At 71.1% G+C, this 14111-nt stretch carries 11 protein-coding genes and 1 pseudogene; 5 read left to right on the forward strand and 7 right to left on the reverse strand.

The genetic code is table 11. The annotated features are described in order from the left end of the window. Positions 1-179, forward strand: a pseudogene (locus tag DKT68_RS32820) (zf-TFIIB domain-containing protein); the annotation flags it as partial. 106 nt (positions 180-285) lie between these two features. Further along, positions 286-963 (forward strand): maleylpyruvate isomerase N-terminal domain-containing protein, encoded by a 678-nt coding sequence (locus tag DKT68_RS25450; RefSeq protein ID WP_109819911.1) that lies wholly within the window; start codon positions 286-288, stop codon positions 961-963. 24 nt (positions 964-987) lie between these two features. On the opposite strand, the gene dnaB is transcribed toward DKT68_RS25450, so the two are convergent. Beyond that, positions 988-2388, reverse strand: a complete 1401-nt coding sequence (dnaB, locus tag DKT68_RS25455; RefSeq protein ID WP_109819912.1) for a replicative DNA helicase — start codon at positions 2386-2388, stop codon at positions 988-990. Between the two features lie 399 nt (positions 2389-2787). Here dnaB and DKT68_RS25460 point away from each other — a divergent pair, with 399 nt between their 5' ends. Next, positions 2788-4341 carry a chromosomal replication initiator protein DnaA gene (locus tag DKT68_RS25460; protein WP_109819913.1) on the forward strand — a complete coding sequence of 518 codons (1554 nt, stop codon included), beginning with the start codon at positions 2788-2790 and terminating at the stop codon, positions 4339-4341. Positions 4342-4423: 82 nt separating this feature from the next. Here the strand turns inward: DKT68_RS25460 and rplI are convergent, their stop codons facing one another. The 4 genes from rplI to rpsF form a co-directional block, all read right to left on the reverse strand. Then, positions 4424-4870, reverse strand: a complete 447-nt coding sequence (rplI, locus tag DKT68_RS25465) for a 50S ribosomal protein L9 (RefSeq protein WP_109819914.1) — start codon at positions 4868-4870, stop codon at positions 4424-4426. A gap of 14 nt (positions 4871-4884) precedes the next feature. Then, entirely contained in the window at positions 4885-5124 is a 240-nt protein-coding gene (gene rpsR / locus DKT68_RS25470; RefSeq protein WP_013289355.1) for a 30S ribosomal protein S18, read from the reverse strand. A 41-nt stretch (positions 5125-5165) separates the two neighbouring features. Continuing rightward, positions 5166-5702 carry a single-stranded DNA-binding protein gene (locus tag DKT68_RS25475; RefSeq protein ID WP_201749186.1) on the reverse strand — a complete coding sequence of 179 codons (537 nt, stop codon included), beginning with the start codon at positions 5700-5702 and terminating at the stop codon, positions 5166-5168. A gap of 78 nt (positions 5703-5780) precedes the next feature. Next, positions 5781-6071, reverse strand: coding sequence for a 30S ribosomal protein S6 (gene rpsF / locus DKT68_RS25480; protein ID WP_109819915.1), 291 nt, complete (start codon positions 6069-6071; stop codon positions 5781-5783). A 637-nt stretch (positions 6072-6708) separates the two neighbouring features. On the opposite strand from rpsF, the gene DKT68_RS25485 reads away from it, so the two are divergent. Next, positions 6709-7500, forward strand: a complete 792-nt coding sequence (locus tag DKT68_RS25485; RefSeq protein WP_109819916.1) for a deoxyribonuclease IV — start codon at positions 6709-6711, stop codon at positions 7498-7500. Then, positions 7497-9860, forward strand: coding sequence for a hypothetical protein (locus tag DKT68_RS25490; RefSeq protein WP_109819917.1), 2364 nt, complete (start codon positions 7497-7499; stop codon positions 9858-9860). Before DKT68_RS25485 ends, DKT68_RS25490 begins: the two co-directional genes overlap by 4 nt. Positions 9861-9879: 19 nt before the next feature. Here the strand turns inward: DKT68_RS25490 and DKT68_RS25495 are convergent, their stop codons facing one another. Together DKT68_RS25495 and DKT68_RS25500 are read right to left on the reverse strand one after the other, a co-directional pair. Then, positions 9880-11376 (reverse strand): glycosyltransferase family 87 protein, encoded by a 1497-nt coding sequence (locus tag DKT68_RS25495; RefSeq protein WP_109819918.1) that lies wholly within the window; start codon positions 11374-11376, stop codon positions 9880-9882. 125 nt (positions 11377-11501) lie between these two features. Continuing rightward, positions 11502-14111: transglycosylase domain-containing protein (locus DKT68_RS25500; protein ID WP_161556696.1), on the reverse strand; the 2610-nt coding region annotated here is incomplete at its 5' end.

Below are 14111 nucleotides of genomic sequence, written 5' to 3' on the forward strand. Positions count from 1 at the left end.
GCGCAGCACCAGCCGGGCTACGGTGCGGTTCCCCGCCGCCGCCCCCGCCCGCCCACGGCTACCCGCCGGCCCCGGCCTACGGCGGCCACGGGCAGCAGCAGCACCAGCAGCACCAGGGCTACCACGGCCACTACCGTCAGAAGAAGCGCAAGGGCTTCCTCGACGAGATGTTCGGCTGAGCCGAGAGCGTCATCCCGCCCGGGCCGATCGTGGCCCGGGCGGTCACGCCCCTCCCACCGTCCGGAACGGTTGGCGGTCGGGAGTGTCCGTGCGAGGCTGCATCGCATGACCGCGATCCGGCCGGACGAGGCCCTCGCCCAGGCGTACGACGGAATCACCGCGACGGTCGACGGCCGGGACGACGCCGACCTGCAACGACCCACCCGCTGCCGGGGATGGCTCGTCGCGGACCTGCTCTTCCACGTGCTCGGTGACGCCCAGCGGGCCCTGGTCGCGCTGGCGAGCCCCGCCGACGGCCCCGCCGACGTGGACGATGTGAGCTACTGGTCCGGTTTCCCGTCCGGCGGTGGTGACGACGCCCGGCACGCCTGGTGGGTCCGCCGGTCGGCCGCCGCCTTCGACCGACCGTCCGGCATCGTCCGGCTCTGGGGAGACACCGCCCCGGCGGCGGTCCGGGCCGCCCGGGCGGCCGATCCGGCGGGGTACGTGACCACCCAGGGGCACGTGCTGCGTGTGTCGGACTTCCTGGCCACCCTGACCACCGAGGCCGTCGTGCACCACCTGGACCTGACGCCGGAGCTGCCCGGCGCGCCGCCGCCCGGGCCGCTGGCGGTACGGGTCGCGGTGGCGACCATGGACGGCCTGCTCAGCGACGACGCCGTCCGCCCGACCGGCTGGGACGACGAGGAGTTCCTGCTGAAGGCCACCGGGCGGCTTCCGCTCACCGACCGCGACCGGTTGGAGCTGGGCGAGTCGGCGGGCTGGTTTCCGCTGCTGGGCTGATCGGCTCGGGGCGTGCCGCGTCGCTCAGACGATGGCCATGTCGACGAAGCGGGACAGGTGCAGCTGAGCCGCGACGGTCACCGTGTCGGTGGGGCCGTTCCGATGCTTGGCGACAATGAAATCCGCCTCCCCCGCCCGCGGCGACTCCTTGTCGTAGTAGTCGTCGCGGTGCAGCAGGATGACAACGTCGGCGTCCTGCTCAATTGAGCCAGATTCACGCAAATCGGACAGCTGTGGGCGTTTGTCGGTGCGCTGCTCGGGGCCACGGTTCAGCTGGCTGACCGCGATCACCGGGCACTCAACCTCCTTGGCCAGCAGCTTCAGGCCACGGGAGAGGTCCGCGACCTCCTGCTGCCGGCTCTCGGTGCGCTTCGGTGAGGTCATCAGCTGGAGGTAGTCGACGACGATCATCTTGAGGTCGTGCCGCTGCTTGAGGCGACGGGCCTTGGCCCGGATCTCCATCAGGTTCATGCTGGGCGTGTCGTCGACGAAGAGCGGCGCCTCGCTGATCTCGCCCATGCACCGGGCCAGCTTGGTCCAGTCGTCGTCGGACAGCTGCCCGCTGCGCAGCACGTGCAGCGGCACCCGCGCCTCGGCGGAGAGCAGTCGCATGACGATCTCGACCTTGCTCATTTCCAGCGAGAAGATGGCGGCGGCCTGGTTGGCGCGGATGGCGGCGTTGCGGGCGAAGTCCATGCTCGCCGTGCTCTTGCCCAGACCGGGCCGGCCGGCCACGATGATGAGCTGGCCGGCGTGGAGGCCGTTGAGCAGACGGTCCAGGTCGCTGAAGCCGGTCGGGACGCCGGTCATCATGCCGCCCTGCGCGCCCACCGCCTCGATCTCGTCCAGCGTCGGCTGCAACATGTCGGCCAGGACCGCGAAGTCCTCGCTGACCCGGCGTTCGGTGACGTCGTAGACGGCCTGCTGGGCCAGGTCCACGACGTCGTCGACGTCGCGGCTGCCGCCGTTGGCGGTGCCGTAGCCCAGCTGCACGATCTTGGTGCCGGCCTCGACCAGCCGGCGCAGCACGGCCCGCTCGCTGACGATCCGCGCGTAGTACGCGGCGTTGGCGGCGGTGGGCACGCTGGCGATGAGCGTGTGCAGATACGGCGCGCCACCGATGCGTACCAGGTCGCCGGAGTCGGCGAGCGCCGCAGCCACGGTGATCGAGTCGGCCGGCTCACCCCGGCCGTAGATATCCAGGATGATGTCGAAGATGGTGGCGTGCACCGGCCGGTAGAAGTCGTTCGTCTTCAGGATCTCGACGACGTCGGCGATGGCGTCCTTGGAGAGCAGCATGCCGCCGAGGACGCACTGCTCGGCCGCGATGTCCTGGGGTGGGGTCTTGTCGAACTGGCCGTCGCGCTGCGCAGGCGGCTGGCCGCCGGAGCGTGGCTCCGCCCGCATGTCGTCAGTGACCGACACGGGTCCCCCCTCCACTGCGCCGGATCCGATCCCAGCTCTATCGCCGGGGTACGACAACTTCCGTCCGACCGGGCCGGTCGATCGGGGGCCATCGCGCCGGCGGTCGAGGGCCAACCATACGGACCCCGAGGTCAGCGACTCAACAACGCCGGTGGACGAGCCTCGGGACAACCTGTGGATGTCGGTGGACGGGCATGTGCGCAGCGTGTGCACAGGCTGTGGACAACCGTTGGGGAATTCTGGGCCATACCTCGCTGACCAGCGGATACGTGGTCCCCAGCCTGTGGAGGAGAATATTTCGGTCCGGCCTGTGACACGATCGTCCCGTACTATCTCCAGCGAACGGCTACACCTGGACAGCGGATTACGCTTTCGGTTCAGAAGGGTCACACTCCGGCCGTGAGTTACCGGGACTGGGGACGCGGGGAGGGCAGCCCGCGCGAGCGCCAGCCGACCGCCTCGTGGGGTGAGCGCATGCCGTCCCTTCCGGTCGACCCGTACGACGAGGACGGGCGCTATCGCACCTCCAGTCGTCGGCGCGCCCTGGACCGTGGGCAGGACGAGCCGGTCGACGCCTACCTGCCCCGCTGGGCGCTGGAGTCCGGGGTCCGGCACGCGGACGGCGCTGGCCGCCACGCCGCGCCGGATGACGAGGAGCCGGAGCGGCCGAGTTCCGGGGCCGGCTGGCGGGCGACCGGGACGGCGAGTCCCCGGCGGCGGGTCAGCGAGCCGAGTTGGCGCGAGCAGCCGGCGATCGGCGCTGCCCCCGATTCGGACCACACGAGGGAGTGGACGCTCGATCGTCCACAGGAGCAGGGGTACGCCGGCCGCCGTCGGGCCGACTCGGCGGAGGAGGAGCCGGTCTCCGGCGCGGTCCCGGACCGCCGTCCCCGCCGTGCGCTCGCTGGTCGTCCACAGGTGATCTGGTCCGGCGGGGACCTTGAGGCCGCCCCGGCCGAGCCAGCGCCCCGACCGGACGCCGACCGGCCCACCCGGCGCAGCCGCCGTACGACGGAGGAGTCCTGGACCCGCCCGGCGGTCGATCCGTGGGAGCGGGGTTCCGAGCGGGTGCCCGAACCCGACCCGTCGTACGCGCCCGCGGTGGACCCGTGGGACGCCTCCGGTGTGCACGCGTGGCCGCCGGTGGCCGATGCGGACGGCACGGACCTGAGCGGGCAGTGGTCGCAGGCGGAGAGCGTCGGTGGCTGGGAGCGGTCCGACCGCACCGGCCAGTGGGAGCGGTCCGCGGTCGAGGACGACCAGTGGGACCGGACGCTGCCGCCCCGCTCCGACCGCTCGGTGGCGGCGGAGGGCTGGCCCAGCCGCAACGAGGGTTTCTGGCCCGGCACGCGGCTGGCCGGTGACGACCCCCGCTGGATGGATCCGTCCACGTCGGCGCCCCGGTCGCCGGTTGTCGCGTACACGCCCCCCCGCCCGCGCGGCGCACCCGTACCCCGTGGCGCGCCGGCGCCGCGTGGCGGTGGGCCAGGGCGTCGGGCGGACCAGCCGTCGGTGGGGACGGCGTCGGTGCGGCGTCGGGTGGAGTCGGTGGCCACGGGCGGCGGTTGGGCCCGGCGTCTGGAGGACGACCTGCTCGACCCGGATCCCGGTGGCTCCGTCCGGCCACTGCTGTACACCGCCGCCTGTTACCTGGTGCCGGCGGTGCTGATCTTCGTCTGGCTGCTGACTCTGGACAGCCAGGCGCCGGCCGGGTGCGTCACCGACATCAGCGGGGGCGGCTGCGACTCGCCCCGGTCACGTGCGTTGGAGTCGCTGCTCGCCGGCTCGCCCCGCTTCGGGCTGGCACTGGTGAGCAGTCTGGTGGTGGCGGCGCTGCTGCGGCGGGTCGGCACCACGTGGCGCTCGGCCACGATCGCGCTCGCCGCGGCGGTGGTGGGCGGTGGCCTCTCCACGGTGCTGATCAGCGCGGTGACCGGTCAGCCGATCGGCTGACCGGGCACGGCGCACGACGGCGGTACGCACGAGGGCCCGCACCGAGCGATCGGTGCGGGCCCTCGTGGTGGTGGTGCTGGCGTCAGCCCTGAAGGACGTTCAGGTTGAACGACGCGGTCACATCGGGGTGCAGCTTGATCTTCACCGGGTAGGTGCCGGTCGACTTGATGTGACCGGGCACCTCCAGTCGGCGCCGGTCGAGGACCGGACCGCCCGACGCCTTGACGGCGTCCACGATCTCGGCCGAGGTGACCGAGCCGAAGAGCCGTCCACCGTCGCCGGCGCGGGCCTTCAGGTTGACCTTGAGCCCCTCGAGCTGACCCTTGACCTCGTTGGCGTGGCCGAGGTCGCGGATCTCGCGGGCCGAGCGGGCCCGCTTGATGACCGTGACCTGCTTTTCCGCGCCCTTGGTCCAGGCGATCGCGAAGCCCTGCGGCAGCAGGTAGTTACGGCCGTAGCCGTCCTTGACCTCGACGATGTCGCCCGGGGCACCGAGGCCGGACACTTCCTGAGTCAGGATGATCTTCATATCGGTGCCTCCTCTCAGCGGGTGGTGGCCGTGTACGGCAGGAGCGCCATCTCACGGGCGTTCTTGACCGCACGGGCGATCTGCCGCTGCTGCTGCGAGGTCACGCCGGTCACCCGCCGAGCGCGGATCTTGCCGCGATCGGAGATGAACTTGCGCAGCAGCGCGGTGTCCTTGTAATCGATGTAGGTGATCCCGTCCTTGTCGAGCGGGTTCACCTTCTTCTTGGGCTTGCGAAGTGCCGCAGCCTTGGCCATTGCACGTGCTCCTGGTTTGCGATCGCGGGCGCTCGGCGCCATTAGAACGGAGGCTCCTCGTCGAAGTTGCCGCCCGAACCGGCACGCGCGGGAGAGGGTGCGGCCGAAGCCCAGGGGTCGTCGAAGTTGCCTCCGCCGCCACCCTGGCTGCCACCACCGCCACCGCCACCGAAGCCGCCGCCACCGCCGCCGGAGCGGGACATCTTCTGCACCTTCGCCGTGGCGTAGCGCAGCGACGGGCCGATCTCGTCGACCTCAAGCTCGATGACCGTGCGCTTCTCACCCTCGCGGGTCTCGTACGACCGCTGACGCAGCCGACCCGAGACAATCACGCGGGCGCCCCGCTGCAGCGACTCGGCGACGTGCTCCGCCGCCTGACGCCACACGGTGCAGGCCAGGAAGAGCGGCTCGCCGTCCTTCCACTCGTTGGTGGTCTTGTCCATGAAACGGGGCGTCGAAGCGACCCGGAACTTGGCGACCGCCGCACCGGACGGGGTGAACCGCAACTCGGGGTCATCGGTCAGATTGCCGATGACCGTGATGGTGGTGTCTCCTGCCATGACCATCTCCTCGCGCACTCAGCGTCTCGTCGTACAGGCTCCCAGAGCCGTACGACAGAGCCGCGGAGGCTGATCCGGGCGAACCGGGTTGAATGCTTAGCGCATCTCCGGCCGGATGACCTTGGTGCGCAGCACGGACTCGTTGAGCCGGAGCTGACGGTCCAGCTCGGCCACCGCGGCAGGCGTGGCCTGCAGGTCGACGACGGCGTAGATGCCCTCGGCCTTTTTGTTGATCTCGTACGCGAGGCGCCGGCGGCCCCACACGTCGGTCTTCTCAACCGAGCCACCCGCGGTCCGGATCACGTTCAGGTACGTGTCGAGCGACGGGGCGACGGTGCGTTCCTCGAGGCTGGAGTCGAGGATCACCATGATCTCGTAATGACGCAAGACGTGCTCACCTCCTGTGGGCTAAGCGGCCACGGTCCTTCCGTGGCAGGAGGTCGTGCGTCGCTGCCCGCACGTACCGGGGGAACCCGGCCGGACGCGGACAACCGGACCAGGATACCCGGTCCGGATGATCATGCCCGTGGTGGTGGGGTCAGCACCCCGGACATGGCGACGGGGGCCCACCGTCCGACCGTCACAGGCCGGTGGTGGACCCCCGTCAACGAGGCCGCGGGGCGTCCCGTCCGCATTCCTTGGGTGGGACCTGGGGAGGAACGACCACACCGATGAGGTTGGACCGAAGACGCCCCGCGGAGCTTTATCGTGTTGTTATCTGACGATACAACGGCTCTCGTACCTTGTCGGGGGAAAAAGCACAAATTTCCGAGATTCTTCATCGGTCGGAATCTGGGTGCCGAGGGGGCCGCCCCCGCCACGCCGGGCCGCGCGGCGGGGGTGACCTCGCTGTCGGTCCGTCGGCCACCGGGTGCCGTGCGCGGCGCTCGCGCCGCACGGCAACCGGACCCTGCCGCCGGTTCCATTCCATCAACGATCGTCGGTTCGTCCGGTGACGCCGCCGACCACGACACCGCACCGGCCGTCGCCCCAACCGGCAGGGTCGCGACGTAGGCTCGCTCGCATGCGTATCGGAGCCCACGTCGATTCGACCGACCCGCTGGCGGAGGCGGCCGCCCGGTCCGCCGACACCGTGCAGTTCTTCCTCTCCGACCCGCAGGGGTGGAAGGCCCCCAAGCCTCGGGAGGACGCCGAGCGGCTGCGCGCGGCCGAGGTCGACCTCTACGTGCACGCGCCGTACGTCATCAACGTGGCCACCCTCAACAACCGCATCCGGATCCCCAGCCGCAAGCTGCTGCTCGGGCACGCGACCGCGGCCGCCGCGATCGGCGCCAAGGGCCTGATCGTCCACGGGGGGCACGTCAACGCCGGGGACGACCTGGCCGTCGGCTTCGACAACTGGCGCAAGACATTCGCGTACGCGGCCGACTCCGGCGGATTCGGCGTCCCGGTGCTGATCGAGAACACCGCCGGCGGTGACAACGCGTGTGCCCGACGGCTCGACGCGCTGGCCCGACTCTGGGACGCCGTCGGCGACCACGAGGTCGGCTTCTGCCTCGACACCTGCCACGCGTACGCCGGGGGCGAGGAGTTGCTCGGCCTGGTCGACCGGGTCAAGGCGATCACCGGGCGGATCGACCTGGTCCACGCCAACAACTCCAAGGGCACGTTCAACTCCGGCCAGGACCGGCACGACAACCTGGGCGGCGGGACGATCGACCCGGAACTGGTGGTCGCGGTGATCCGGGCGGCCGGGGCGCCGGTGGTCGTCGAGACCCCCGGAGGCGTCGCCGGCCAGGCCGCCGACATCGACTTCCTCCGCGAGCACCTCGGGACGGAGACCCCGGCAGCATGACGAGCGGACAGCCCGGGACCGGGAGCAGCCGGCCCACCCCCAGCGGGGACGCCAAGATCCGGCCGGCCACCCCGCCCGCCGCGGGCGCCCCCACCCCGCAGGCACGCACCGCCGCCAGGGCCTCCGACACCCCGGCCGCCGAAGCCGGCACGGGTCGTCCGACCAGGGACGGCACGACGGCCAGCGCGGCCACGGCCGCTGGCGCGACGGCCACCACTCCCGCGACCGCCGAGCCGGGCCCCGCGAAGAGCGACACCCCGAAGAACGACACGACCAAGAACGACACGACCAAGAACGACACGAGCAAGAACGGCGAGACCAGGAACGGCACGGCCAAAAACGGCACGACCAAGGACAGCGCCGTCAAGGACAGCGCGGCCAAGGACACCGCGGCCAAGGACAGCGCCGTCAAGGACAGCGCGGCCGAGGGCGGCAGCAGGACCGAGGACCGCAGCGGGGACAAGGACAAGGCGGACAAGGACGACGCAGGCAAGGACGGCGGGACCAAGGACGGCGCGGACAAGGACGAGAAGGCGGCCGACGGCGACGGTCCGGTGAAGGCCGATGGTCCGGGGAAGCCGGTGGGGTCCGAGCGCTGGGAGGCCTTCGTCTCCGCGCCGGAGCCGGTGCCGTCGCGGCTCAGCCGGGCAACCCGCGCCGTGGGCCGGTTCCTGGTCCACGAGTGGACCCTGGCGACCCTGGGCGCGCTGGCGCTGGCCGTACTGATGACCTGGCCGACGCTGCGCTACCCGCGCTACACACTCCCGCAGGACTACTGGGACCCGAGCCTCCAGGCGTGGCAGATGGCCTGGTCCGGGCACATCCTGCTCGCCGAGCCGGCGCGCCTGTGGCAGTCCAACACGTTCTTCCCCGAGCTGTGGAGCTTCGCGTTCTCCGACACGCTGCTCGGCTACGCCCCGGCCGGGATGCTCGGCAGCGGCCCCGAGGACGCGGTGCTGCGTTACAACATCATGTTCGTGCTGGCGCACGCGCTGGCCACGCTCGGGGCGTACGCGCTGGCGCGGCAGCTCGGCGCGGGCCGGATCGGCGCGGCGGTCGCCGGCGTCGGCTACACCTACGCGCCGTGGCTGCTCGCCCAGGCCGGGCACCTGCACGTGCTCTCCAACGGCGGCATCCCGCTGGCGCTGGCCATGCTGGCGCGGGGGCACGGCTGGTCGCTACGGCACGGCTACCGGCCCGAGCGCCGGCACGACGGCTGGGTGTACGCCGGGTGGCTGGTGGCGGCCTGGCAACTCAGCCTGGGCTTCGGCATCGGTCTGCCGTTCGCGTACTTCCTTGCCGGCGCCGTGCTGGTCGCCGCCGTTCTGTTCTTCGCGCGGCGACTCCGGACCGGCCAGGCTCCGCTGTTCGGCCGTCGGCTGCTCGTCGCCGACCTGGTCGGCGGGATGCTCTTCGCCGGGGTGGGTCTGCTGATGGCGATCCCGTACTTCAAGGTGACCGAGCTGCACCCGTACGCCGAGCGCACGATCGGTGACATCAGCATCTTCTCGCCGCCGGCGTCCGGCTTCGTGACCGCGCCGGCCGAGTCACGGATCTGGGGTGGGCTGCACGAGGGTGCCCGCGCGGCGCTGCCCTGGCACCCGGAGATGACGCTGCTGCCGGGCTTCGTGCTCTACGCGCTGGCCGCCGGCGGGCTGTTCTTCTCGGTCTGGCGGCTGCGCCACCGAGTGCTGCTGCTCGTCGGGGTGCTGGTGACGATGGCCTTCGCGATGGGCACCCGCTTCTTCGACGGCGCGTTCACCTACGTCCCGCTCTTCGAGCACGCACCGGGTTGGAACGCGTTGCGTACCCCCGGCCGTCTGATGCTCTGGACCACGCTGCTGCTCGCCCTGCTCGCCGCGGGCGCGGTCACCGCCCTCACCGACCGGGTCCGTGAGCTGGCCGCGCAGCGCATTCCGTCCTGGCCGGGGCCGTGGCTGCGCCTGGCCACCCTTCTCCCGCTGCTGCTGGTCACCGTCGAGGGCCTGAACACGACCCCGCATCCGGTGGTGCCGACCCAACCGGCCGCGCTGCGTACGGCTGAGGGACCGCTGCTCGTGCTGCCCAGCAACCAGAGCCTGGACCAGCACGTGATGCTCTGGTCGACCAGCGGATTCCCGGACGTGGTGAACGGCGGCAGCGGGTTCACGCCGCGTCAGCTCGACGACGTCCGCCGGGTAAGCCAGTCGTTCCCCGACCAGACCAGCGTCGACTACCTGCGCACGCTCGGCGTTCGCACGGTGGTGCTGCTACGCGGGCAGGTGGCCGGCACGCCGTGGGAGATCACCATCGACGCGCCGGTCGAGTCGCTCGGCATCACCCGGCAGGAGGTTGCCGACGCGGTGGTCTACCGGCTCTGACGCCCCCGGGGCCGGTGCCTCAGGTCACGCTCGGGGTGACCCGTGGCCGGAGGCGGTGCGGCAACCGCGTCAGCCGGGGGTCGTCGGGCGCGCCGTCGAGCACACCGCCGTCCGGGTCGTCCGCATACGTGGCCCGCACCGCGTCGCGCTCGGGGTGCAGGACCTCCCGGACGATCAGCACACACAGCACCACCACGGTGGTCAGGCGCAGCGTGGCGGCCAGCACGAACACGCCCTCCGGGAAGACCGGTTTGTTGGTCGCCGCGCCGAGCAGCTCGCCGTAGAAGGCGACGAAGTAGCAGACCTCGGCGAACTGCCAGGCCAGGATGGCGCCCCACTTTGGCCTTGCCAGCACCGCCAGCGGCAGCAGCCAGAGCACGAACTGCTGGGACCAGACCTTGCTGAAGATGAGGAACGCGGCGACGACGAGGAAGGCGAGCTGGGCCAGCCGCGGTCGGCGTGGCGCCCGCAGCGTCAGGGCGGCCACGCCGAGGCAGGCCAGCCCGAACAGGGCGTACGAGATGGTGTTGAGGGTGGGGATGTTGACGTTCAGCCACTCGAACGGGCCGAGCTTGGCGGGGTCGTTGCCGACCTTGCCGTCCAGGTAGCGCCCGATGTACCAGAGCGTGCCCCAGTCGATGGGTCGGGTGCTGTTCAGCTCGAAGAACCTGTCCCAGTTCTCCCGGTACGCCAGCGCGGGCGGCAGGTTCACCAGCACCAGGGCGGCGACGGCGCTGCCGACCGCGATGAGCGCGGGGCGTAGCCGGGCGGCCCGCAGCGCCAGCACGAGGATCGGGCCGAGGATGAACAGCGGCCAGAGCTTCGCCGCACCGGCGAGACCGAGCAGCACGCCGGCCACCGCCGGTCGCTTCCGGGCCCATGCCAGCAGGCCGAACGCGGCCAGCCCGATGGCGAGCAGGTCCCAGTTGACGGTGGCGGTGAGCACCAGCGCCGGGGCGAGCGCGAACAGGGCGGCGTCCCAGGGTCGTCGACGGCGTAGCGCCAGGATCACCGCCACCGTGGCCACGGCGAGCCCGCTCAGCACCAGGGCGTTCAGGTTGTAGAACCACTGTGCCTGGTTGATGCTCGGGTCGCCGTCGCCGAGGGCGTGCACCGGCAGGCCCAGCGCCCCCATGAAGTAGCCGGTCAGCACCGGGTATTCCACCGGGTGGTCACGGTAGGGCACCTTGCCCTCGTTGAGTCCCTCGGCGTAGTAGAGGGCGAGCACGTCGGTGTAGCAGAACCGCGTGTACTGCGAGTTGTTCTGCCAGGCGCCGTCCTGACAGGGCGACTTCTGCACCCAGTGCAGCGCGAGCGTGAGGCAGGCCAGCGCCAGCACGATCCGGACCGCCGTCCAGAACCGGCGCTCCTGGCCGGCCGGCCGGTCCAGCGCCGTCGCGTGGTCGCCCAGCGGACCGCCGATCACGCCGGACAGGCCGCGGACGAACCCGTCGGAGCGGGACGGGTGGTCGGTGGTGCCGGCGTCGTCGATGCCGGGCGTCGACTGGGTGCTCATGAAGAGGCATCCTGCCGTACGACCGGGGTGCACGTCCCGTCCCGGCGCGCGGATCCGGGTACGGAAACGCCGCCGCCGGCCGGACAGGGCGTCCGGCCGGCGGCGGCGTCGTTCAGTGGTGCGGCTCAGTCCCGGTTGCTCGGTGGCAGGCCGGGTAGCAGCCCACCGCCGTTACCGCCGTTGCCGGGCCGGCCGGGATCGTTCGGGTTGTTTCCGCCGTTGTTCCCGCCGTTGTTGCCGTCGGTGCGCGGGCAGAACGGGTTGGTCAGCGGGTCACAGGGAAGCCCACCGGGCTGATTGGGCTGGCCGGGCAGACCCCCCGGCGGCGGCGGGGGCGGCGTCGCCGCCTCGCCGTTGCCGGAGTCCGGGTCGCCGATGTTGGCGGCCGCCGGGAAGTCGACCTTCTCCTTGCCCTGAAGCGCCTCGTCCATGAACCGCTCCCAGATGTCACCGGGGAGGTTGCCACCGCTGACCTTGCGCTTGTCCTTGAGGATCAGTGGCTTCCGGGCCCCCACGTTGCCCACCCAGACCGCGGTGGCCAACTGCGGCGTGTAGCCGATCATCCAGGCGTCACCGTTGTCGGAGCTGTCGCCCTTGAGTTCCCAGGTGCCGGTCTTGGAGGCAGCCTTGCGGCCGTCGTCGAGGCGGTGGTTGACGGCGGCCGGGTAGTCCTTCAGCACCGACGTCACGTCGGCCACCACGTCCTTGTCGATCCTGCGCTTCGAGTCGAGCTTCTCGGTGGCGACCTTGTCCCACTTGCCGGTGTTCGGGTTCTGCTTCTCCACGGAGTAGAGGAAGTGCGCCTTGTTGTGGACGCCCCCGTTGGCGAAGGTCGCCACACCGTTGGCGTGGTCCAGCACGGTGATCGGGTACTGGCCGTAGCCGACCACGTTGAAGAACGGCTCCGGCGTGATGTCCTTCGGGTCGGCCTTGGTCAGGTCGTAGGCCTTCGCCGGGTTGGTGTCCGTACGCCACATGGTGGTGACACCGGCCTGCTTGGCCATGTCGACGACCTTGTCGGCGCCGATCTCCTCGGTGACGTAGTAGAACGGCACGTTCAGCGACTTGAGCGTGGACACCCGCAGCGTGCAGGAGTTGCCGCAGGACGGGTTGTCGACGCCGGCGTTGCTGACCTTGAACTTGGTGCCCTCCGGGGTGAAGGCCTTGCCCTTCCACCGGGATTCGAGCGCCTTGCCGGCCTTGAGCGCGGCCGCCAGGGTGTAGATCTTGAAGCTCGAGCCCGGCGAGTGGCCGCCGCTGATCGCCCCGGTGGAGTCGGTGTTCTTGCCGGCGTAGTCGGTGCCCGTGCCGTTGTCACCGCCGTAGTAGGCGAGCACCCGGCCGTTCGTCGGGTCGATCCCGACCACCGCGGCCATGAGGTTGGCCGGCTGGTCGGAGAGCTCAGAGCCCTTGGTCTTGCGCTGTGCCGTCTCGACCGCGGCCTTTTGAATCTTGGTGTCGATGGTCGTGCGGATCCGGTAACCGCCGGCCATCAGCGCCTGCGAGCAGAGCGGCTTGGCGTCGGTCACCTGCGTCTCCTTGTCGACGCAGATGCCCTTGTCCCGCATCTCTTCCCGGACGTAGTTGATGACGTTGCCGTACGGCGTGTCGACGCCGAAGTCGACGCCGATGCCGCCCTTCTTCGGGGCCTTGATGTTCTTCGGGTACGCGACCGGCCGCTCCGGTTTGCCGGCCACGCCCAGCCAGCCCTCCTTGACCATGCCCTCGATCACGTAGTTCCAGCGATCCTGGGCGGCGGTCGGGTTGATCGCCGGGTCGTACCCCTGGTGGGTGGAGCTGGGCTCCGGCTGCTTGATCAGGGCGGCGAGCACCGCGCCCTCGTCGGGCTTGAGCGCGCTCACCGACTTGCCGAAGTAGGTCTGCGCCGCAGCCTCAATGCCGTAGGCCCCCCGGCCGAAGTAGATCACGTTGAGGTAGTGCTGCATGATCTGCGGCTTGGTGAACTTGTCGTTGAGCTTGGAGGCGAGAATCGCCTCCTTCACCTTCCGGCCGTAGGTGTCGTCCTTCAGGTTGTCGTAGGCGTTGCGCGCGTACTGCTGGGTGATGGTGGACGCACCCTGCTTGTCGCCGCCGGAGAGGTTGTTCCAGGCGGCCCGGGTGATGCCCTTGTAGTCCACACCGGAGTGCCGGTAGAAGTTCCGGTCCTCGGCGGCCGCCACCGCGTCCTGCACCCACTGCGGGATCTGGTCGATGGTGACCAGGGTGCGGTTCTGATCGCCCACCTTGGCGATGGGAGTCTTGTTGTCGAACGCGTACAGGGTGGTCGCCTGCGGCGGGGTGATCTCGTCGGGCAGCACCACGTTGGTCGAGTAGTAGGTGAAGCCGACGACGCCGACGCCGGCGAGCATGATGAAGACCGCGAACCCGGCGATCAGCAGGTTGATCCGCTTGCGCTTCTTCGCCCGGGCTGCCGCGCCCGGGTCACCCGGACCGCGACCGCCCCGACCACCGCGACCAGGGCCGTTCGGCCCGCCGGGGCCGCCCGGACCACCCGGGCCGCCGGAGACCGGTGAGACGCTCGCCCGGGCGACCGCGGCGCGCCCACCCACGGATGCGGAGCCGACACTCGCCCGACCCGCCGAGGCGGCGCCAACGGACGCGGCGCCAACGGTGGCGCGACCGGCCGGTGCGCCGGGCGCCGGGGACACGGGCACCGAGGCACGGCCCGCGCCGGCGCGACCGGCGGCCACACCGGGTGCCGGGGACACGGGGAC

The organism is Micromonospora acroterricola, assembly GCF_003172955.1.
Classification (GTDB): domain Bacteria; phylum Actinomycetota; class Actinomycetes; order Mycobacteriales; family Micromonosporaceae; genus Micromonospora; species Micromonospora acroterricola.

What these genes read in the sequence shown, in the direction of transcription:
- rplI (WP_109819914.1), bottom strand. Translation starts at nt 4,870, where the DNA reads ATGAAGATCATCCTGACTCAGGAAGTGTCCGGCCTCGGTGCCCCGGGC.
- DKT68_RS25485 (WP_109819916.1), top strand. Translation starts at nt 6,709, where the DNA reads ATGCGTATCGGAGCCCACGTCGATTCGACCGACCCGCTGGCGGAGGCG.
- DKT68_RS25495 (WP_109819918.1), bottom strand. Translation starts at nt 11,376, where the DNA reads ATGAGCACCCAGTCGACGCCCGGCATCGACGACGCCGGCACCACCGAC.
- DKT68_RS25450 (WP_109819911.1), top strand. Translation starts at nt 286, where the DNA reads ATGACCGCGATCCGGCCGGACGAGGCCCTCGCCCAGGCGTACGACGGA.
- rpsR (WP_013289355.1), bottom strand. Translation starts at nt 5,124, where the DNA reads ATGGCCAAGGCTGCGGCACTTCGCAAGCCCAAGAAGAAGGTGAACCCG.
- DKT68_RS25490 (WP_109819917.1), top strand. Translation starts at nt 7,497, where the DNA reads ATGACGAGCGGACAGCCCGGGACCGGGAGCAGCCGGCCCACCCCCAGC.